Here is a 20,695-nt window from a genome sequence, read left to right as displayed (position 1 = left end):
AGGCTGCCGATTAATGTTCGCAAATGAGTGACTGCACATTAACGCTAAGCGTCGCTATTAGCGATTGATCTGTTGCTTCAATGCCGTTGAGGCTTTAAAGCTGGGCTGATTGTAGCCGTCGATTTCGATGGTTTCGCCCGTTTGTGGATTACGGCCCGTTTTAGCGACATGGTATCTCAATTCAAAGGTGCCAAATTGTGGCAGGTAGATTTTTTCGCCTTCGCTTAAGGCGATGTGGATCTGTTGCAAAATCTGCTCAACCACAGGTTTAGTGCTCGCTTCCGATGCATTGAGCTCGGCGGCAATACGTTGGATAAGTTGTGCTTTGTTCATAGAAACCTCTGAAGTCAGCTTAGGTTCAATCGAAGGGGAGTTATAACAAGCTCGCCTTAAGATTGAAAGCCATAGCCAGCTTAGCGCGGTCGAGTGGTGTTTTATTGACTGGCTTGTAACTTTATTGAAAACAGAGTGTTGGTATATTGAGCAGTAATCTTGTCGGTTTTGAGTGCCTGTCAGTTTTGAGTCGAAAACTTAAGCGCAACTGGGTTGCGCTTAAGTCATGAGCTGCATTATTCAACGGCTGGCTTATGTGAAGCCAACTTTTTAAAGTTCGCCTATGAAAAGAGCGTTTCTTCCAGAGTGCGGCCTTTCAGCAGCATCTTATATTGCCACTGATGTTGGTTGAATAGTGTAAATAGGCGCATTTCAATATCACTGTTCTGTGCTTTTTCTGCATCCGTGGCAAGCTGGATAATAAACACTTTGCTCTGTTTTGAGCTGACGTTCACCACGCCCGCCAGTTTCGCCACTTCCGCTTGCAGCACCTCACTGTCACAAGTTTGCATGGTTAACGTTAGGTAATCACTGTCGGTCGATGCATGCATAGACACGGCTTGGCTCAGTTGGCCCTTGTCTAAATACAACACTTGATCGCACAGCTTTTCGAGCTCATCGAGATTATGCGAGCTGATCATAAAGGTCGTGGTGGGCGATAGGGCTTTGACCAGCTCGCGGACTTTTTTCGCATTGGCAGGATCGAGCCCCGCCGTCGGCTCATCCAATAACACTAATTCTGGCGAGCCAATGAGCGCCTGCGCAATCGATACGCGTTTACTCATACCGTGGCTAAGACTGGGTGGTTTTTGCTCGGCGACGTCAGCCAAATCGACTAAGGTCAATACGCGAATGGCCTCTTGTCTGGCTTGTTCAACGCCCATGCCCTGCAAACGCGCGAAAAAGCTTAATTGGCTAACAATGGTCAAATTGGGATCGAGCACCGCATCCTGGGGTAAAGCGGCAATTTTACCTAAAAGTTTAGGGCTATTAGGCGCTTCACCTAGCAGGGTTATTGTCCCGGCACTTGGCGACATATAGCCGCATAACAGGCTAAAAAGCGTGGTTTTACCCGCACCATTGGGACCAACAAGGGCGATGGGGGCACCCGCTTCTAGGCTGAAGTTAACATCATTCAGCGCCTTTTTGCTGCCGTAAAGCTTTGACAGTCCTTGGCATTGGATCAGACTCATAGCGAGCTCCTTTGCATATACATTCTGCCGAGTAAGAGGGCCGCAGCGGTTTGGATCAGTGGAATAGGGGCATAAACTAAACTATTGAGTCCATTGGTATTGAGCATGTCCGACAACTGAGCACCGGGTAATATCCATTGCAGCTGAGCCAATACGTTAGATTGGCTGCCTAACACCATGATGGCGATGGAAATCACAGTCCATAAAATGGTCGCAAACACCATAGCTTGGCGTGCCGTGCGCGCATACAGGGACAATAAGGTCATCACTGCCGTGTAGGGCAAGATCACTATGATGAGGTTAAGGCCAACTAAGGCGCCAGAGGTTAACGCCGGTAAAAAAAGCTGGCTGTCACGGCTGAGCGCGAGGGCGACAGTGGCGATAATCGTCAATAGGATCAGCAAGCCTTGGATCAGAATTTGGCCGAGAAAACGCCCGAACAATAAGCTGTCACGGCTAGTGCGCAGGGTTAAAAAGCGCAGTGTGCCACGGGTTTTATCGGAAGAGAATTGATCGGCGGCGATCAAAATACTGAACAGTGGGAATAAATACAGCGCAAAGCACCAAAACACCGCCATTTCGGCTACAGGCCACTCAAAGAGCACGTTGAGGGTATTGGCCCCAAATAAGCTGTCGATGACATCTTTTACATTGGGCTGCAATAACATCGCCGATGCGCTTTGAATGGGATAAAGCAGGAGTACGCCCCACACTAAACCAAAGGCGACCAAGGCGATGATCCCTCGGGTATTAAATAAAAATTTACGCAGTTCAAACATGGCGATAATAAGCATGTTGTTGAAACTGCTGGGTGGATTATTGGTCATTTGCTGTCTCTATTATTCTTGACGCTATGATTAGCTTTAAAAGACGATTAACTCAACGAGGCGATTAACTCATCGAGCTTTTGCGTCAGTTCAGCCACTTGTTGCTCAAGCTCGGTCACTCTTTTAGTCAATTCAAGCGGCTTAGCATCCAAAGACACAGCGACATGGGCGACGGTATGGCTCGCACTTTCGGGCTGCGCAGTTTCGAGTTGCGATGAGGCGGCGGAGAATAATTCCACATAACGGGATTCACGGCGACCGGCTTCTCTGGGCAACTGTTTTAAGAAAGGTTTTTCGCGGCTCATCAATTGGCGGATGCAATCTTCCACTTCGATCACGTCTTTAAACTCGTGTAGGCGATTACTGCGGGTGCGCAGTTCTCCCGGCGTTTGTGGGCCACGTAATAGCAACAAACAGACGATGGCGAGTGCGGCGGGGGACAGTTGCAGTTCGCTGAATTCGGTATTGCAGAATCTGTGCTTGTATTTAACGACGCGGCTGCCAAATCCCGACTGTTCGCTGATCAAACGTTTCCGATTAAGGGAATCAACGGCGATTTGCACTTGGGTTTCGCTAAGTTCGAGTACCGGCTCGCGGCTGGTTTTTTGATTGCAGGCTAAGGTCAAAGAGTTTAGCGAGAGTGGATATTGCTCAGGGGTGGTGATTTCTTTCTCAAGCAGGCATCCGATGACTCTGGCTTCGTGTAACGTGAGTTCCATATAAGCTCCAAAGAAAAAAGCATGGCTTTGTTTATAACAGAGCCATGCTTAATATCCTAGGAGTTGTCAGTCAAACTCTGCCTTAGTGGCGGCAAACTGTACAACTTTAACGCTAAGTCCTGAATAGAGTTGATTATTCTGCGGTTTCAGTTAAACGCAGACCATCATTATCTATGCTCAGTTGCCCATTCTTAAATAAACCACCTATGGCTTTTTTGAAGGCCTTTTTGCTCATACCAAGCTGATCGTAAATGATTTCAGCATCGGTTTTATCGGTTAGGGCTAAGAAGCCGCCAGCCTGTTTGAGTTTGATCAGGATAATGTGGGCGTGCTTATCTAACTCTTGTTTACTGCCTTGTTGCAGCACAAGATCGATTTTGCCATCGCGGCGCACTTGTTTGATGAAACCTTTGAGTCTTTGGCCGAAACGCAGTTTTTGGAACACTTCGTTTTCGTAAATCACGCCCCAATGGGCATGATTAATAATGGCTTTGTAGCCTAAATCTGTGGTGCCGCCGATATATAAATCGACCTGCTCACCCACTGTGTACTCTGGCTCTGTCTTATCGAGGAACTTATCGATTTTTGAAGAGGCCATGATGCGTTCATCGGCGCGGTTAGCGTGTACATAAACCAGATAAGAGCGACCTTCTTCGATAGGCTTATGTTGCTCACCGAAGGGCAGTAATAAGTCTTTATCTAAGCCCCAGTCTAAAAAGGCGCCATAAGGACCGGTTGCAACGGCTTTTAAATAGGCAAATTCGCCTACCTGTGCCAATGGACGGCGCGTGGTGGCAATCACGATATCTTCAGAATCTAGATACAGAAACACGTCAAGTAGATCACCGACTTGGCAGTCTTTGGGGGTGACTTTGTTTGGCAGCAGTACTTGCCCTAATTCGTGGGCGTTTAAATACACGCCAAAGCTGACTTGTTTTACAACCTCAAGTTTGCAGGTTTTACCTATCTGTACCATGGATCTCTCTGTGCATAATGGAATGTGATTCGGCTGAGATTATACACTTCGGGGCTGAAACTGCAGCATTATTGTCTTTGGGTTTTATCTTAGTGGCGAGTCAGCCATTAATCATCGCCGCTTTTACTTCGGATTATGGCTAGGATTGTGACTAGAAATGTGGGCAGTACTGAACCCATGTTGGTATATAGGATTGTATCTAGTATTGGGTCTAAGTTTAAGGCGGCATTTGCGCCTCGGTTTATGGCTTATTGATGCTGAATTTTGCACTGTGGTATTGAGCGCTCGGCTTTAGTCAATGGCAGCACATGGGCGGGGCGCAAGTGACACACAAAATTCAGGGGTATTTATAGGGATAAATGTCAAAAAAGTTACAAAGGCTATTAAAAAATATTGAACAGACGAGTATGGCGGTCATGCGCTAACTGGCTAATATTATTCAGCTTAACCCTAATACAAGGTGAGTGATTGTTAAGCGAGTGTTTATTATATTTTAATGCAAAATATTAAATGAGATTCTTGCTTGCATTCTGTGACATTGCGCGGTTTAATTGCGCCGTTCAACGACTTCGCTCGTTAGAGACATTACAAATATTACGTGAGTAGTAAAGGTTTATGGTTCACTGGTCATTAACCGTGTAACAAACAATCTATAGCTGTTACATGGGGTTAAGAGGGTTTTTATTAGCTAATGCACAAGCATCCATTTTTTGCACTTTGCCTAAAAGTGTCACAATGCCAACGCTCGATTGTCGTGCCATACGATGATACTGGCCTTAAGCATCTCACGTTGATCCGCATCAATTCTGGCCGCGAAGAAGCCAATAGTCCCCTGTTAAAATAATCTTGCCTAGAGATAAGCCGGTTTGGCGTTTTCGCTAGTTCGGTGTTATCGGTTTTCGTTTTCTACTTGTGTTATCGGTTTCTGAAGGTCTTAACTTCTTTCGAACGTCTTTAAGCTGCTTATTAGCTTGATGTTTTAAGGATGCGACTCAGGACTTCATTCGGCTTTTTGGCGGTATTAACGCCCTTTTAGCCTCAAGATAGATACAAGTGGGGCAAGTAAAGATAGCTTTACTGGGGTTAGGTAATCAGCTTTCCCGTCAATATGATAGGATGTAGTGCGCTAAGATGAGTTGCCTCTTGCGCTATTAATGAAAATCGCGGCAATGTCACTTACACTAGCGTGACGTTGCAGCATTAAGTAGAAGGTGAAATCCACCTTCGTGTATGTCAGGTAAGGTGTCCCTTTGCCTGGGTTTGTCGAACGGGCGGTTGTGCTATTAAGCCATAACCGTTTAACCCATTTTTTAATAGACGGGCTAAATAATAATGAATGATTGGTCTATTGATGATGCTCGTGCTGGGTACAATGTTACTCACTGGAGCCAAGGTTTTTATGGGATCAGCGATCACGGTGAGGTGACAGTGTCACCGGATCCAAAAAATCCTGATTACAAGATTGGCTTAAATGAGCTAGCCAAAGACATGGTTAAAGCGGGCGTCGCTTTACCTGTACTAGTTCGTTTTCCGCAGATCCTGCACCACAGAGTGAACAGTTTGTGCCAAGCATTCGACCAAGCGATACAGAAGTACGAGTATCAGGCGGACTATTTGCTGGTTTACCCCATTAAAGTAAACCAACAGCAAACTGTGGTGGAAGAGATTCTGGCGAGTCAGGCATCAAAAGAAGTACCACAACTGGGTTTAGAAGCGGGCAGTAAGCCCGAGCTGATGGCTGTGTTAGCCATGGCGCAAAAAGCCAGTTCAGTCATTGTATGTAATGGTTATAAAGATAATGAATATATCCGTTTAGCATTGATTGGTGAAAAGTTAGGCCACAAGGTTTACATCGTTTTAGAAAAACTGTCTGAACTGAAAATGGTGTTAGCGGAATCTAAGCGTCTTGGTGTGACACCGCGTTTAGGTTTGCGTGCGCGTTTAGCATTCCAAGGCAAAGGCAAATGGCAGGCTAGCGGTGGCGAGAAGTCTAAGTTCGGTCTATCAGCAGCACAAATTTTGCTGGTGGTTGAACAACTTAAGCAACACGACATGCTGGATTCGCTGCAGTTACTGCATTTCCACTTAGGTTCGCAAATCGCTAACATCCGTGATATTCGCCAAGGTGTGAGTGAAGCGGGTCGTTTCTATTGTGAATTACGTGCATTAGGCGCAAGCGTTAACTGCTTCGACGTCGGTGGTGGTTTAGCGGTGGATTACGATGGCACACGTAGCCAAAGTAATAACTCGATGAACTATGGCCTGACCGAATACGCCAACAATATCGTTAACGTATTGACCGACATCTGTAATGAATACGAGCAGCCTATGCCACGTATTATTTCAGAGTCTGGCCGTTACTTAACCGCGCATCACGCTGTGCTGATCACCGATGTTATCGGTACTGAAGCCTATCAGCCTGAAGATATTCAACCGCCAGCGGAAGAGTCACCACAGTTATTGCATAACATGTGGCATTCATGGTCTGAGATCAGCGGCCGCGCCGATCAACGTGCTTTGATAGAGATTTATCACGATAGCCAAAGTGACTTACAAGAAGCGCATTCGCTATTTGCTCTTGGTCAATTGAGCTTGGCAGAACGTGCTTGGGCTGAACAAGCTAACCTGCGTGTGTGCCATGAAGTGCAAGGGCTATTGAGTGCGAAGAACCGTTATCACAGACCGATTATTGATGAACTCAATGAAAAGTTAGCCGATAAGTTCTTTGTTAACTTCTCATTATTCCAGTCATTACCCGATGCTTGGGGTATTGATCAAGTGTTCCCAGTATTGCCGTTATCGGGTTTAGATAAAGCCCCTGAGCGCCGTGCTGTGATGCTCGATATCACCTGTGACTCCGACGGTATTGTTGATCAATACGTTGATGGTCAAGGGATTGAAACTACATTGCCAGTACCAGCCTGGAGTGCGGATAGCCCGTACCTGATTGGTTTCTTCCTTGTGGGCGCATACCAAGAAATCTTGGGTGATATGCATAACCTGTTTGGTGATACTAACTCTGCGGTTGTTCGCATCGAAGATAACGGTGTGACTAACATTGAATCGGTATTGGCGGGTGATACTGTCGCTGACGTATTGCGTTACGTTAACTTAGATGCAGTGGCCTTTATGCGCACTTACGAAGAGTTAGTGAATCTGCATATTGCCGAAGATGAACGCGCACAAATTTTAGAAGAACTGCAAGTTGGCCTGAAAGGCTACACTTACTTGGAAGATTTTTCTTAAGATATTTTTCTTAAGATTTAGTGTGTTAAAATAAATCAGCCTAAGGTCACTTAGGCTGATTTTTGCTTTCTGGACGATATTTATTTATCGTTCGTGGGAGCCAAATTGGTATAAAGGATGTCGACAGCAAGGGCGCATAGCGTTTAATGGGGTTAAGGATTTGATGTTTTTTGAAGGCTCAGAAAAGAAACTTGAGATCATCGTGGCGGCGTCTGCGCTGAATTTACGCGAACTCGATGTGAGCTTTTGGTCAGCCTTAGTCAATTGTGCCCATGCCGAGATTTTGTCGCAGTTAAGTAATGCTGATTGCGATGCCTACCTGTTGAGCGAATCCAGCTTATTCGTATGGCACGACAGATTTGTCATGCTCACCTGCGGCAATAGCACTTTAGTGGATGCCGCTTGTTATTTTATCGATGCGCTTGGCGTATCTGCGATGGCGCTGGTGAGTTATCAGCGTAAAAACGAATACCAAGCCCACCTACAAGCCAGCAGTTTTGCCGATGATGTTGGCAAGTTGCGTCAGCGTATCGCGGGTAAGGCAATGAGAGTGGGGCATTTAGACAGTCACCATCATTATTTTTTCTGCTCTGACAGCGATTATCGAGCACCAAAGGATGATCAAACCTGTGAGCTGCTGATGTACCACATTCGTGGTGAATTGGCCGTCTATCTTAATGGTGGCTCGCAAAGCAAAGATGAAATTTGCGCCGCACTCGAACTTAACGATTTACTCCCCGAATTTGAGATTGACGCCCATTTATTTGACCCCTCAGGTTTTTCGATGAATGGCCTCTGGGGCAAATATTATGTCACCTTGCATATCACGCCCCAAAGCGAGAATGCCTGCGCCAGTTCCTATGTGAGCTTTGAAACGAATCTTGATTTAGCCCAGTATCCGCAAGATCTCTTGGGGCGACTATTAGCGCTGTTTTCTCCCGTCAGTTGGGACACCATCCGCTTTAATACTGACGACTTAACGCAGGGATTTCCTGCCCATTTATGCTTAGGGCGTGGCTCATTAACGACCGAGCAAGGTTATGACATTAGTTTTAGTCACTATCAGCAGCTTGAGGCTGAAGTGCTGATCCCTGAATTCATGTAATTTTTTGGCATTTGTTTAAGGAAACCCCATGACAGATCTGAGTGATATCCGCCGCGAGTATGCTAAAGGCGGCTTAAGACGTGCCGACTTACCGCAAAACCCGATGGACTTGTTTGAATTGTGGATGACGCAGGCGAGGGATGCGGAACTTAGCGATCCAACCGCCATGTGTGTGGCGACGGTGGATGAACACGGCCAACCTTTTCAACGGATAGTGTTACTTAAGCGTTTTGATGACACTGGCTTCGTGTTTTTTACCAACTTAGGCAGCCGCAAAGCCCAGCAAATTGCCGCCAATAATAAAGTCAGTTTGCATTTCCCTTGGCATCCTTTAGAGCGCCAAGTGTCTGTGCTCGGAGAAGCGCAGGCGCTGTCTACCGCCGAAGTGCTTAAATACTTTATGACCCGTCCTAAGGACAGTCAAATTGCCGCTTGGGTGTCGCAGCAGTCGAGTAAACTCAGCGCGAGACAAGTACTTGAAGGTAAATTCTTCGAAATGAAGGCTAAGTTCGCCAAGGGTGATGTGCCTTTACCCAGTTTTTGGGGCGGTTACTTAGTCAGACCTTCGAGTATCGAATTTTGGCAGGGTGGAGAACACAGGCTGCATGATCGTTTTATTTATACTCGCCATGATGCTGAGTGGGAAATCGATCGTTTAGCGCCATAATACGCGCATAGTTCTGCATAGTATTGCTTAAAACTAAGCCTGTGAACCTAACACCAACAGAGTTAAAAGACATTGAGTGATTATAAAATTTGGGTTGATGCGGACGCATCCCCTAATCCCATTAAAGAAATCCTGTTCCGTGCGGCGGAGCGTAAAGCTTTGCCGCTGGTGCTGGTGGCTAATCAAATGATCCGCGTACCGCCATCGCCCTATATCAGCCAAATTCGCGTTGGAGCGGGTTTTGATGTGGCGGATCAATACATTGTCGACCATGTTGAGCCAACGCATTTAGTGATCACCGCGGACATTCCCTTAGCGGCTTTAGTCATCGAAAAGGGCGCCTTGGCACTCAATCCCCGCGGCGAGCTTTATACCGTCGATAACATAAAACAAAAGCTGACGATGCGTGACTTTATGGAAGACTTACGGGGCTCAGGCGTGCATACCGGCGGACCGGATTCGTTTTCCCAAGCGGATAAACAGGCGTTTGCCAATAGCTTAGATAAATGGCTAGTTAGAGTATGAAGTATAGTTTACTGGTCGCTAATGGATAAAAAGAGTATCTTTAGCTGAAGTTATGCGATGTGGATCACGGTTAACTGGGCATTATTTTCGCCTGCTGCAGATGTCGATTTGCTTTACTGCATGGCTTTTAAACTCACTTTTTGAGGACGGATACGATGAAAAAATGGATGGGAATTGTTGCCTTATCGGCGATCGCCAGTTTTAGCTGCGTCGCGCAATGGCAAGTAATGGATCAAGATTCGCGAGTCAGTTTTATTTCGGTAAAGAAAGGTGACATTGGTGAAGTCCATCACTTTAAACAGCTCAAAGGTACGCTAAAAGAGGATGGTCAATTCGAATTAACCATTCCGTTAATGGGCGTCGCCACTGGTATTGATGTCCGCGATGAGCGGATGCAGAATTTATTGTTCGAAGTGTCTTTATATCCTGAGCTTAAACTGTCGTCTCAAGTTGACACTAAAATGCTAAAAGATCTCGGCGTTGGTGAGACTAAAGTCGTTGATATTGATGGTAAAATTGCATTGCATGGTAAATCGCAAACTAAAACTTTTTCGGTAATTATCACTAAAGTTTCTGATAAAAAGCTGTTAGTGAACAGTTTTCAGCCGATAATTGTGAATGCCAATGAGTTTGATCTTGTTGCAGGCATTGATAAATTACGTGAAATTGCGGGTTTATCGAGCATTAGCCAAGCTGTTCCTGTGTCATTTGTACTAACCTTAACTCAGTAACTTCAATAAGATTGGTGTAGATCAATACGTCAGTTATCGAAGATAGGCTAGAGTTAAATAAGTGGCGTATGCTGGATCTCGATGAGAAGCCGAATTTTCGGCTTCTTTGATATTTCCGATTGTGGTATTAATAGCACCACACTAGATATTAAGTTAATGAGTTTAAAGGGTAAAAAATGGTCACAGATAAAGATGGTTACATGCATTTGGTCCAGTATTTAACTGAACATCTTGGCTTATTTGAAACACCAAGTTCTGAGGTGATTTCAGACGATACTGTGATGGAATTGTTTGAAGAGCAATTGTCGGCGCAGATCATTATGGTGTGTGGTCAAAATCCGTCATTGTCTTTCGCGCAGCGCAACATGATTATCCGCGAAGTGGATGCGATTGTTTATGATTTAGAAGAGATTTTAGCTTCAGTTGCCAATCATAAAGCTACACCTGCTCAGACGTTATTTATTACCGAATTTTCCGGTTTAATTAAGAATTTGTTCGATCAAGAAATCGCTAAACAGCAAGTCAGCGCCTAGTCTGAAGGGCGCTCTAATCTTGAGTGGCAAGCGTGCAGGCATTAAAATTAGGGCGTAATTTCAGCTCGTTGTAACAGTTAGTGTTAACGGCCTATTTTAACCGTGATGTTTTTGCCGCTTGATTGCCACGCTTGAGTGCCATGTGTTTCCTCACCTTGAATCTAGTCTTAAGTCGCTGCGCGAGTTAGCGTTTAGCTTAAAACCTTTAGTGTGAGGCTATATATATCTGCTATCCGTTTCCCTTCGAGTTATTCTACTTTTCATCACTTTTCATCACTTTTCATCACTTTTCATCACTTTTCAGTCTTGTATTGCCATTTCGCTTTGTGACTTTTTCTGCTGGCTGACACTTAGCTCGAGTGATTTTAAAACTTGAGTGGTGAGGACTAAATCGGCTGAGCGTAAAATAAACTACTCTCTTTTCCAGCATTTATGCCATTGTCTGTGTATCTTTAGTGAGTGAGCTTTAACTATTTTCTTCATGTATTGATAAGGAGTGTTCAATGCTAACGATCTCTTCGGGCCATGCCCATGACATATTGGCAGTCGTCGCATCCGGTCGTGTTAACCATGAGGATGTTGAAGGTTATCTGGTTCCCGCCATTGAAGCTAAGCTGCAAGATCACGCCAGTATTCGCCTCTGGTACGAGTTTGCCCCTGAATTTGAAGGCATATCCGTCGCTGCCCTGTGGGACGATGCAGTACTTGGTTTATTTCATTTAAGTGATTTCTCAAGAGTGGTGATGATTGCTAACCAAGCTCAAACAAGCGCTATGGTCAATGCGCTTGCCTGCATGCTGCCGTGCCCTGTAAAGGTTTTTGCTGCCGATGAACAAACCCAAGCTAAGGCATGGCTTGATCAGTAAGCCGTCTTCTTTATTGTGACGCTAAGCTTGTACTAAGCGGCCAATGACATTGTATGTGTGTGCCTTGGTTTAACTGGCTGCTGATGGTTAAGCTGCCATTGAGATCGTTTTTGAGCCACAGATTGATGCAGGTTAAGGTTCCGAGGCAGAGTTCTTGCTCCAGTTCCTGTCGCAATTGCGTGAGCTGCGCCTCCGTCATACCAATTCCATTATCGATAATACTGATCTGCAGCACGTCGTTCGATTTGTCGATGGCGATGGTGATTTCACGCTGTTCGTTGTGAGTCTTAAAAGCATGATTCAAAGTGTTAGTAATTAAGCGATAGAAGAGTTGCAGATATTGCCAAGCAGGGCCATCGATGATGATGTTTTCCTCGCAATCGAGCACTATCTCGACGTTTGCTTTCGCTAATTGCACTTTTAACAAACCTAAGAGATGGCGCATAAATTGCGCCAGATGTAATGGACGAATATCGTTTTGGTGATTGGTTAGCAGCTGGGCAATATGCCGCAATTTCTCTGCCTGAGTTACCATGATTTCGGTGATCTGAGTTCTGTAATTTGCCTCGTCCGTTTGCTGCAGTTGGCAAACTTTGGCGAGTAGCTGATCTTGCTCATGCATGATCTGCGTCATCATTTCAGCTAAGAAGTTTTGCATTAGCTGTTGGCTTTGTTCACGGCTGAGATTGAGTTGATGATGCTTCTCAAGCATTTTAGTTAATGCTTCTTGCTCTTGGTAAAGCTCATTATTATGTTGATTGATAAGGCGAACTTGCTCTTGCAGATGATTGAGCGTCTCGACTTGCCCTAAGAGTAATTTATCCTGTTCTTGCTCTTTAATCTTTTTCAACGTGATATCAAAGGCGATAGCGCCGACCGCAATCACAGTATCGTCATCATCTTTTATCTTAAATTTGGTCACGATATAAATAAGATTCCCCAGTGGCGAGGGGATGGCCTCTTCAAAATTAATGGCTTCGTTATTGTGCAGTACGCGCCGATCATTTTGTTGATACTCGTGGGCAAATTGGCTGGGGAATACCTCAAAATCCGAGGCGCCAATAATTCGTCTGCGTTCTATGCCTAAAATTTCACAATACTTGTCATTCACCAGAATATATTTGCCGTGCAGATCTTTGACATAGATAAGGTTTTGGGAAAATTTCAGCAAAGCCCTTAGTTGTTCCTTATGGCGCTTTAATTCAAGTTGGAATAGGTTCTGACTCTGCAATTGTTGCTCTAGGGCAAGATTACTGGCATCTAAACTCGCCATCGCCACTTCAAGTTGTTGAGTGCGCGACAGAAATGTTTTGGCTAATAAGCCAATTTCGTCGTGACTGTCTTTGGCTTTAAGTTCAATTGATGCGGAATCATTACGCTTTAAGGCTTGGACGATTTCAATAATCGGGGTAATAAACAGCCGGTGTTGGAGCAAGAATAACAGGATCAAGCCTAAAAGCTGGATGCACACTAAATAAATACCAACCTTTTCAACTAAGTGTTTGGCGGTATCTTGCAGTGGCGAAATCGGGGTGAAAACTAACACTTTCCAATAAGTATTGGGCATCAAAAATACCGAAACCAGGGACGCCGTTTTCAAAATGGGATCATGGGCTAAGGTCACTGAGGTCAGTAATTTTGGTGTGGTGAAATGGTTTAAGGCATTGTTATTGACGATGGCGGCTAACATGTCGCGCTCATCTTGATGACTTAGTCGGGTCAAATGCTGCATCTGTTCTTGGGTAAATACGCGCTCGGCCACGGCTTCTTCGATAAAGGCTTTATCCGCATTGTGTAATGCCGCTTCGATGGGGCTGAAGTCTGGCTGCTGGTCAACGAGATGATTAAAAGTGACAAAGGTGTGGCTGGTATTGGCTTGATGCTGAAGATTATTATTGCCATGGGGATAGGCGAGCACTTGGTTTTGATGATCTAAGGCAATGACATAACCCCTGACATCGACCATAGCATTGCGTAATAGGGCATTGAGCTTTTCTAAGCTGATGTCCACAGTGGCGGCACCAATAAACTGATGGTCCATCCACATAGCACCAGAGGCCGTGATCATGGACTCATGGGTGGTGGGATCGAAATAAGATTTAGACCAGAAAATTTTGCCCGCGGGGAAATAGCGCGTCGGGCGATACCATTCTTCGGTGTGATAGCTAGGAAACGTATCCTTGTTATAGCTATCAATCGCGACTAACTCGTCGTTTACATTATGGGCCCAGAATAGGCTATCTCGGAATTTTTGCTGATTAAACGCGCCGGGTTCCGGCCAGACGCCACCGCCAGAGATAATGCGCTGTTGGTTATCGAGCGTCAGCAAGCTGGGGATGGTTTTCACCAGTTGTTCATGATCATAGCGATAAAGTTTTGCAATACTGGAAATGGAGCCGACAACGGTTTCGACCTGTGAAGTCATTTCCTGCAGTTTGGCTATGATTAACTGGCCATAGTTCTGGTTTAACACGGCTTGTTGATCAAGCACTTGTTGACGCTGAATGCTCAGAATGACCCAAGCTGTGCTGCAAATCAAAATAGCGGCAATGACGAGTTGGATAAGGCTAAATTTGAACGGCAAACTGTTTTGCCATTGGGTTAAGGCTGTGTGTGGCTCAGATGTCGAACTTTTTCCCATAATCACCAGGTTCCAAATCACCACTTTTCATTGAGCCAGTGTAGCGCGTTCTCGCTGTTTTGCTATTGGCATATGTCTAAGTTGCGGGTATTGAATGGGATTAGCGGCGGGGATAGGTCGTAAACTGTGAATAAAATCGCTAATAAAAAGGCAGGGTTGATCCCTGCCTTATCTCAAAGTCGTTATTTATAAAGAGAAGGTTTATTTGAACCACTCAGGATAGGCACAATAAAGAGTAACCAAGCCACTAGGAAGCCACTGAAAGCTACTACCATCCATTCGGCCATCGTCACACCCATAAAGACCCAAGGCACATCAGTACACATGCCCGTAGGCATCATAATGGAAGGGAACCATTCGTGTAATGGCATCCAAGCGGGGAATTCAGGTAAGAATGAACACGTTGAGAAAGGCGATGGGTTGGTTTGCATGTCTACCAGCGATAGCGCTAGCTTTAATCCCCAAGTTGCACTGATGGCCCAAATAATAGCCGCGAGAATCCTCACTATGCGATATTTTGGCGCTGTCATGCCGATAAGGCCCGCTGCTAATATACCAAATACAGCAAGTCTTTGATAAATACACATAACACAGGGATCGAGTTTCATTATATGTTGAAAATACAGTGCGCTTAACTCTAAGCTGAGGGCTGTGCTTGCGAGAATAAACCAAGACGAACGGGAATGGGCAAAGCGAGTAATGACAGTCAAAGTGAGCTCCATATCAACAAAAAACGCCCTCAGACATGGGGCGTTTTTTTGACTCTACTTATTAAATAAAGTTCAGTCAATAGAGAAGTTTAATGTCCAGACACTGTGCCTAATACTTCTTTTGCACTGTGATGGATGATTGTATGGGAATCATAGAAATATTGAGTAGCTTGCTCTAAGAATCCCGTTTCAATCGCCATAACGCCCACAATGGATAGCACGATAGTGTAGGGCAATGCCATCCAAACCATTCTGCCATAGGACAAGCGGATAAGCGGCGCTAAGGCTGATGTTAGTAAGAACAAGAACGCGGCTTGACCATTAGGTGTCGCCACCGAAGGCAAGTTAGTCCCAGTATTAATTGCAACGGCCAGTAAGTCGAATTGATCACGGGTGATTTGGCCGTTAATCAATGCAGCCTTCACTTCGTTGATATACACAGTGCCGACGAACACGTTGTCACTCACCATAGACAGTAATCCGTTGGCGATGTAGAAAATCACTAACTGGGTATTGCCTTCATAACTCAGTGCCCATTGGATAACGGGGGCGAATAAGTGTTGATCGATAATCACGCCAACTACCGCAAAGAACACTGCTAATAACGCGGTAAAAGGCAGTGCTTCTTCGAAGGCTTTACCAAGGGCATGTTCATCGGTGACGCCGTTAAAGGCTGTGGTCAAAATAATTACAGAAAGACCAATTAAGCCCACAGAAGCTAAGTGTAAGGCAAGCCCCGCTATTAACCAGACACCCACTATCGCTTGGACGATTAACTTCATGTTGTCTTTGTTGGTTCGACGGGCATCTTCATGGGCGGCATATTCACATAAGATCCGATGCACGGCCGTTGGTAATTTAGCGCCATAACCAAAAATGCCAAATTTTTCAACTAAGTAGCAGGTTAAGACACCTGAAATCAATACCGGAACAGTAACCGGTGACATACGTACGGCGAATTCACCGAACTGCCAATTGGCCTGTGCGGCAATGATAAGGTTCTGTGGCTCACCTACCATAGTGCATACGCCGCCGAGTGCAGTACCCACACCCGCATGCATCAACAAATTACGAAGGAAACCACGGAATGCACCGAGTTCTTCTTCGTTCAATATATCTTCACCCGCAGCGTTTTTCTCTTCGGAGGTATGATCGTGATCGGCGCCGAAATCTTTTCCAGAAGCGACCTTGTGGTAAATAGAATAGAAACCCACAGCGACTGCGATAATCACGGCAATAACTGTTAATGCATCTAAGAAGGCCGATAAAAACGCTGATGCCAAACAAAACATTAACGACACTAAAATTTTAGAGCGGACTTTGGTGATAATTTTCGTGAAGCCAAATAACAGCAACTGCTTCATGAAATAAATACCAGCGACCATAAATACCAAGAGTAATAATACTTCGAGGTTGGCTTCTATTTCATGCAAGACTTGGCTTGCCGATGTCATGCCAATTGCGACTGCTTCAATCGCTAATAATCCGCCAGGCTGTAATGGATAACATTTTAATGCCATTGCTAAGGTAAAAATAAATTCAAGCACCAATACCCAGCCGGCCACAAAGGGGTCGACATAGAAAAAGAGTAGTGGATTGATAATTAAAAATGACAGTATTGCGGTTTTGTACCACTTAGGAGAATTTCCTAAGAAGTTCCCAATAAACGCCTGACTCATTGTCGCCGGCATGGCAGCCTCTCTTCTAATTATGTTAAAAATTGCACGTGTTTAATATCAATACCTGCGTTTGTTAAATCAGTCTAGCCTAAAGAGAAAGCTAATGTAATGAGATACTGATACCCACATTTCAAAAAGCGGAGCTAATCGGCAAAATTGGCGTTTGTTGCCTTGATCTTGGTCGTTTTTTTGAGCGATTGTGTGACATTTACACGGCGATAACACAGTGAATTTAAGTCAATGGTTTCCATTTTTTACCGCTCTGGTATGATCAGTGACCATTACGACGCACAACAACTGGATAAGTGGGCTGATGATTATCAATGCCAAAGGACCTGCAAGTTTTGCAGAGAAGTATATTGTGAGATCCATTTGGGATAATAAATTTCCTCCAGGGTCCATTTTACCGGCTGAACGTGAGCTTTCGGAATTGATCGGTGTGACTCGCACCACTCTGCGTGAAGTGCTACAGCGCTTAGCCCGTGACGGATGGTTGAAAATCCAACACGGTAAACCAACGCGAGTGAACAATTTCTGGGAAACCTCGGGCTTAAACATTCTTGAGACGATTGCCGATCTTAATCCTGAAGGATTTCCGGTATTGGTTGACCAACTCTTGTCGGCCCGTACTAACGTCAGTGCTATCTATTTCCGCGGTGCCCTGCGTTATAACCCAGACACGGCTGTGAATGTGCTCGCCAAAATTCATCAGCTTGAAGATACGGCTGAATCCTATGCCGAATTCGACTATTTATTGCATCATACCTTAGCTTTCTCTTCCGGCAATCCACTTTACGTATTGATATTAAATGGATTTAAGGGATTGTATAGCCGAGTCGGTCGCTATTATTTCACCAGTTCTGATGCGCGATTATTGGCTTTGAATTTTTACAAAGAGTTAGAGTTACTGGCTCAAGCGAAAAATTATCTCGACGTCCCAGCGCTGATGCGCACCTATGGCATGAACAGCGGTAAGATGTGGTTACAATTACGTGATGATATGCCCGCGTCTATCGCACAGGACAATTAATTGCGGCTATCGATGTCGCATTAAAATAGCGATAAATACACAAAAGCCGTTTCCAATGGAAACGGCTTTTTTATTAGCTTATTATTCTGCTTTAGCCACTTCAGGGCAGGATGCTAATACGGTAATACTCGCATCCGCATTCTTTTGCTCTAAGGTGACAGTAAAACCCCATAATCTATGTAAATGCTTTAATACTTCTTTATGGCTGCTGGCTAAGGGAATATCGTTATTTGGCACATAGCGTAAGGTTAAGGAACGGTCACCGTTGATCTCCACATTATGCACTTGGATATTCGGCTCAATATTCGACAAGTTATATTGCTGCGATAATAACTGGCGAATATCTTGATAACCTTGTTCATCGTGAATCGCCGATACCGACAGATAATTGCGTTTCTCATCATCATGGATACCAAACAACTTAAATTGGCGGATGACTTTAGGTGAAAGATATTGGCTAATAAAACTTTCGTCTTTAAAGTTCTGCATTGCAAAGTGTAAGGTTTCAATCCAATTGCTGCCGGCAATGTCGGGAAACCAGGCTTTATCTTCATCGGTCGGATTTTCACAAATTCGACGAATGTCAGTAAACATCGCAAAGCCTAAAGCATAGGGATTGATGCCACTGTAATAGCGGCTGTTGTAGTCGGGTTGGGCAACCACGCCCGTATGGCTTTGCAAAAACTCGATCATGAAGCGGTCAGTGACCACGCCATCATCATACAAGTGATTCAAAATAGTGTAGTGCCAGAAGGTGGCCCAGCCTTCATTCATTACTTGAGTTTGTTTTTGCGGGTAAAAATATTGCGCCATTTTACGTACAATGCGGATAATTTCCCTTTGCCATGGTTCCAGTAAAGGGGCATTTTTCTCGATGAAATATAAGATGTTTTCCTGCGGTTCTGCGGGGAAACGACGTTTCTTCGATTGTGACTGTTCATGTTGCTGGGTAGGAATCGTGCGCCATAAATCATTCACTTGGCTTTGAAGGTACGCCTCGCGATCTTTTTGTCTTGCTTGTTCTTCTCGGAATGAAATTTCTGAGGGGCGTTTATAGCGATCGACACCATAGTTCATTAGCGCATGGCAGGAGTCGATGACGCTTTCGACCTGTGCCACGCCATGTTTTTGCTCGCAATCACTGATGTAGTTTTTGGCAAAAACAAGGTAGTCAATAATCGAGCTGGCATCTGTCCATGTCTTAAATAAGTAGTTGTTTTTAAAAAAGCTATTATGTCCGAAACAGGCGTGGGCGATCACCAGAGCCTGCATTGTGATGGTGTTTTCCTCCATAAGGTAGGCAATACAGGGGTTAGAATTAATCACAATTTCGTAGGCAAGCCCCATTTGGCCGCGCTTGTAACCTTGCTCGGTTTCGATAAAACGTTTGCCAAAGGACCAATGGGTGTAACCAATGGGCATACCTATGCCCGCATAAGCATCCATCATCTGCTCAGCTGTGATGACTTCAATTTGATTTGGGTAAGTGCTGAGCTTATACAGTGCTGCTACCCGTTCAATTTCCTTGAGGTAGTCCTGCAGTAGCTCGAAGCTCCAGTCAGGACCATCGCTCAGTGGTGTCCAAGGTGTTGATTTAGTTATCCCCATAGTGCCCCCTTAAACCGCTTGTTTCTTGAATAGCTCCCTAAAGACAGGGTAAATATCTTCGGCTTGACGTATGTGCTGCACGGCGATGTTGTCGTAATGCTGTTGCAGGGATTCATATTCACGCCACAGGGTTTGATGGGCGCGATTGGTGATTTCGATGTAGCTGTAGTAGCGCACCAGTGGCAAGATTTTTTGTTCTAACAATTGCCTACAGGTTGGTGAATCGTCGGCCCAGTTATCACCATCGGATGCTTGGGCTGCGTAGATATTCCATTCATCGGCTGGGTAGCGGGCTTGTTGAATTTCATGCATTAATTTCAATGCACTGGACACTATGGTGCCGCCCGTTTCTTGGGAGTAAAAGAACTCGTGCTCATCGACTTCTTTAGCTTGGGTATGGTGGCGAATGTAGACCACTTCTAAATTTTTATAGGTACGGGTGAGGAACAGATACAGCAAGATATAGAAGCGTTTTGCCATATCTTTGGTTGCCTGATCCATAGAGCCAGACACATCCATCAAGCAGAACATCACGGCTTGGCTAGAAGGGATTTCCCTTTTGGAATAGTTATTAAAGCGTAGATCGAAGGTATCGATAAACGGCACTCTGGCAATCTTTTGTTTTAACTCCTCAATTTGGGCTTTTAAATCCAAAATCAACTCGGCCTTAGTACCTGGAATATTTTCCAGTTCGGCAAGTTCTTGTTCTAACTCTTTTAACAATTTCTTTTTACTGGCTGACATCGCAATACGACGTGCTAGTGATGAACGTAATGAACGGACAATATTGATGTTAGCGGGGACGCCATCATTGGTGAATCCCGCACGGTAGATTTGGTATTCCACCAGTTTATTAAGGCGATTTTTTTGCAGATTTGGGAGTTCTAAGTCCTCAAACAATAATTCTAGATACTCATCCTTAGAGATTTCGAACACAAAGTCATCGTCGCCTTCACCCGAATTTGAGGCTTCACCTTTGCCCGAACCGCCGCCAGCTCCACCAGGTGGGCGGTCAATTTTATCACCACGGGTAAATTGGTCATTACCGGGATGCACTCTGTCTCTGACACCGCCTTTGCCTTGGTGAAACATAGGTTCACTGATATCCCGAGTGGGGATACTGATTTTTTCGCCTTTATCTACATCCGTTACGCTGCGGCGAGTCACAGCATCGCTGACGGCTTTTTTAATTTGTTGCTTATATCTATTGATAAAGCGCTGGCGGTTGACTGTGCTTTTTCCTTTCGCATTCAACCGTCTATCGATAAAGTTCGCCATACGCACCTCCCAAAACCCAGCGAAGGCT

The 20,695-nt window shown here is 45.0% G+C and carries 19 protein-coding genes; 9 read left to right on the top strand and 10 right to left on the bottom strand.

Features of this window, described 5'->3' with window-relative positions; translation table 11 throughout:
• Positions 1–57: 57 nt before the first annotated feature.
• From NE536_RS13890 to NE536_RS13870, 5 genes are all read right to left on the bottom strand, one after another.
• Positions 58–333 carry an HU family DNA-binding protein gene (locus NE536_RS13890; RefSeq protein ID WP_483414584.1) on the bottom strand — a complete coding sequence of 92 codons (276 nt, stop codon included), beginning with the start codon at positions 331–333 and terminating at the stop codon, positions 58–60.
• Positions 334–614: 281 nt separating this feature from the next.
• Positions 615–1,526 (bottom strand): ABC transporter ATP-binding protein, encoded by a 912-nt coding sequence (locus NE536_RS13885; RefSeq protein WP_220592707.1) that lies wholly within the window; start codon positions 1,524–1,526, stop codon positions 615–617.
• Complete coding sequence (locus tag NE536_RS13880; protein WP_106650248.1) at positions 1,523–2,353, bottom strand: ABC transporter permease subunit; 831 nt, start codon at positions 2,351–2,353, stop codon at positions 1,523–1,525. The genes NE536_RS13885 and NE536_RS13880 overlap by 4 nt, the downstream gene beginning before the upstream one ends.
• Before the next feature lie 47 nt (positions 2,354–2,400).
• Positions 2,401–3,072 carry a YceH family protein gene (locus NE536_RS13875; protein ID WP_261273048.1) on the bottom strand — a complete coding sequence of 224 codons (672 nt, stop codon included), beginning with the start codon at positions 3,070–3,072 and terminating at the stop codon, positions 2,401–2,403.
• A gap of 133 nt (positions 3,073–3,205) precedes the next feature.
• On the bottom strand, positions 3,206–4,048 hold the full coding sequence (locus NE536_RS13870) for a CvfB family protein (protein ID WP_006086322.1): 843 nt from the start codon (positions 4,046–4,048) through the stop codon (positions 3,206–3,208).
• Positions 4,049–4,739: 691 nt separating this feature from the next.
• On the opposite strand from NE536_RS13870, the gene NE536_RS13865 reads away from it, so the two are divergent.
• From NE536_RS13865 to NE536_RS13830, 8 genes are all read left to right on the top strand, one after another.
• The gene (locus tag NE536_RS13865) at positions 4,740–4,892 is read left to right on the top strand and encodes a hypothetical protein (protein ID WP_011846564.1); all 153 of its coding nucleotides are present in this window, start codon (positions 4,740–4,742) and stop codon (positions 4,890–4,892) included.
• A gap of 488 nt (positions 4,893–5,380) precedes the next feature.
• A complete protein-coding gene (gene speA, locus NE536_RS13860; protein ID WP_261273047.1) occupies positions 5,381–7,294 on the top strand; it encodes a biosynthetic arginine decarboxylase in 1,914 nt (637 codons plus the stop codon).
• A gap of 163 nt (positions 7,295–7,457) precedes the next feature.
• On the top strand, positions 7,458–8,399 hold the full coding sequence (locus tag NE536_RS13855) for an S-adenosylmethionine decarboxylase proenzyme (protein ID WP_261273046.1): 942 nt from the start codon (positions 7,458–7,460) through the stop codon (positions 8,397–8,399).
• Between the two features lie 28 nt (positions 8,400–8,427).
• A complete protein-coding gene (gene pdxH, locus NE536_RS13850; protein WP_006081276.1) occupies positions 8,428–9,066 on the top strand; it encodes a pyridoxamine 5'-phosphate oxidase in 639 nt (212 codons plus the stop codon).
• A gap of 72 nt (positions 9,067–9,138) precedes the next feature.
• On the top strand, positions 9,139–9,591 hold the full coding sequence (locus tag NE536_RS13845) for a YaiI/YqxD family protein (protein ID WP_261273045.1): 453 nt from the start codon (positions 9,139–9,141) through the stop codon (positions 9,589–9,591).
• A gap of 155 nt (positions 9,592–9,746) precedes the next feature.
• The gene (locus tag NE536_RS13840; RefSeq protein ID WP_261273044.1) at positions 9,747–10,322 is read left to right on the top strand and encodes a YceI family protein; all 576 of its coding nucleotides are present in this window, start codon (positions 9,747–9,749) and stop codon (positions 10,320–10,322) included.
• 176 nt (positions 10,323–10,498) lie between these two features.
• Complete coding sequence (locus NE536_RS13835) at positions 10,499–10,855, top strand: DUF3802 family protein (protein ID WP_220776284.1); 357 nt, start codon at positions 10,499–10,501, stop codon at positions 10,853–10,855.
• A gap of 503 nt (positions 10,856–11,358) precedes the next feature.
• A complete protein-coding gene (locus NE536_RS13830; protein WP_063883572.1) occupies positions 11,359–11,721 on the top strand; it encodes a SpoIIAA family protein in 363 nt (120 codons plus the stop codon).
• Between the two features lie 10 nt (positions 11,722–11,731).
• On the opposite strand, the gene NE536_RS13825 is transcribed toward NE536_RS13830, so the two are convergent.
• The 3 genes from NE536_RS13825 to nhaB all read right to left on the bottom strand — a co-directional run bounded on the left by NE536_RS13825 (position 11,732) and on the right by nhaB (position 16,763).
• The gene (locus NE536_RS13825; protein ID WP_261273043.1) at positions 11,732–14,362 is read right to left on the bottom strand and encodes a PAS domain-containing protein; all 2,631 of its coding nucleotides are present in this window, start codon (positions 14,360–14,362) and stop codon (positions 11,732–11,734) included.
• Positions 14,363–14,544: 182 nt separating this feature from the next.
• Entirely contained in the window at positions 14,545–15,072 is a 528-nt protein-coding gene (gene dsbB, locus NE536_RS13820) for a disulfide bond formation protein DsbB (protein WP_261273042.1), read from the bottom strand.
• 89 nt (positions 15,073–15,161) lie between these two features.
• A complete protein-coding gene (gene nhaB, locus NE536_RS13815; RefSeq protein WP_261273041.1) occupies positions 15,162–16,763 on the bottom strand; it encodes a sodium/proton antiporter NhaB in 1,602 nt (533 codons plus the stop codon).
• 301 nt (positions 16,764–17,064) lie between these two features.
• Between nhaB and fadR the strand changes: the two genes are divergently transcribed.
• A complete protein-coding gene (gene fadR, locus NE536_RS13810; protein ID WP_106650260.1) occupies positions 17,065–17,781 on the top strand; it encodes a fatty acid metabolism transcriptional regulator FadR in 717 nt (238 codons plus the stop codon).
• An 81-nt stretch (positions 17,782–17,862) separates the two neighbouring features.
• Here fadR and NE536_RS13805 read toward each other — a convergent pair whose 3' ends face one another.
• Both NE536_RS13805 and NE536_RS13800 read right to left on the bottom strand, forming a co-directional pair.
• On the bottom strand, positions 17,863–19,389 hold the full coding sequence (locus tag NE536_RS13805) for a SpoVR family protein (protein WP_261273040.1): 1,527 nt from the start codon (positions 19,387–19,389) through the stop codon (positions 17,863–17,865).
• Between the two features lie 9 nt (positions 19,390–19,398).
• Positions 19,399–20,667 carry a YeaH/YhbH family protein gene (locus NE536_RS13800; RefSeq protein ID WP_226059125.1) on the bottom strand — a complete coding sequence of 423 codons (1,269 nt, stop codon included), beginning with the start codon at positions 20,665–20,667 and terminating at the stop codon, positions 19,399–19,401.
• Positions 20,668–20,695 lie beyond the last annotated feature (28 nt).

It is taken from the genome of Shewanella septentrionalis, assembly GCF_025370265.1.
Lineage (GTDB): Bacteria > Pseudomonadota > Gammaproteobacteria > Enterobacterales > Shewanellaceae > Shewanella > Shewanella hafniensis.
This window is presented reverse-complemented; position numbering and strand designations above follow the sequence as displayed.

Bases quoted from the DNA above. Each gene is read 5' to 3' on its own strand.
- NE536_RS13890 (WP_483414584.1), bottom strand. From the start codon at position 333: ATGAACAAAGCACAACTTATCCAACGTATTGCCGCCGAGCTCAATGCA.
- NE536_RS13885 (WP_220592707.1), bottom strand. From the start codon at position 1,526: ATGAGTCTGATCCAATGCCAAGGACTGTCAAAGCTTTACGGCAGCAAA.
- NE536_RS13880 (WP_106650248.1), bottom strand. From the start codon at position 2,353: ATGACCAATAATCCACCCAGCAGTTTCAACAACATGCTTATTATCGCC.
- NE536_RS13875 (WP_261273048.1), bottom strand. From the start codon at position 3,072: ATGGAACTCACGTTACACGAAGCCAGAGTCATCGGATGCCTGCTTGAG.
- NE536_RS13870 (WP_006086322.1), bottom strand. From the start codon at position 4,048: ATGGTACAGATAGGTAAAACCTGCAAACTTGAGGTTGTAAAACAAGTC.
- NE536_RS13865 (WP_011846564.1), top strand. From the start codon at position 4,740: ATGCACAAGCATCCATTTTTTGCACTTTGCCTAAAAGTGTCACAATGC.
- speA (WP_261273047.1), top strand. From the start codon at position 5,381: ATGAATGATTGGTCTATTGATGATGCTCGTGCTGGGTACAATGTTACT.
- NE536_RS13855 (WP_261273046.1), top strand. From the start codon at position 7,458: ATGTTTTTTGAAGGCTCAGAAAAGAAACTTGAGATCATCGTGGCGGCG.
- pdxH (WP_006081276.1), top strand. From the start codon at position 8,428: ATGACAGATCTGAGTGATATCCGCCGCGAGTATGCTAAAGGCGGCTTA.
- NE536_RS13840 (WP_261273044.1), top strand. From the start codon at position 9,747: ATGAAAAAATGGATGGGAATTGTTGCCTTATCGGCGATCGCCAGTTTT.
- NE536_RS13835 (WP_220776284.1), top strand. From the start codon at position 10,499: ATGGTCACAGATAAAGATGGTTACATGCATTTGGTCCAGTATTTAACT.
- NE536_RS13830 (WP_063883572.1), top strand. From the start codon at position 11,359: ATGCTAACGATCTCTTCGGGCCATGCCCATGACATATTGGCAGTCGTC.
- NE536_RS13825 (WP_261273043.1), bottom strand. From the start codon at position 14,362: ATGGGAAAAAGTTCGACATCTGAGCCACACACAGCCTTAACCCAATGG.
- nhaB (WP_261273041.1), bottom strand. From the start codon at position 16,763: ATGCCGGCGACAATGAGTCAGGCGTTTATTGGGAACTTCTTAGGAAAT.
- fadR (WP_106650260.1), top strand. From the start codon at position 17,065: ATGATTATCAATGCCAAAGGACCTGCAAGTTTTGCAGAGAAGTATATT.
- NE536_RS13805 (WP_261273040.1), bottom strand. From the start codon at position 19,389: ATGGGGATAACTAAATCAACACCTTGGACACCACTGAGCGATGGTCCT.
- NE536_RS13800 (WP_226059125.1), bottom strand. From the start codon at position 20,667: ATGGCGAACTTTATCGATAGACGGTTGAATGCGAAAGGAAAAAGCACA.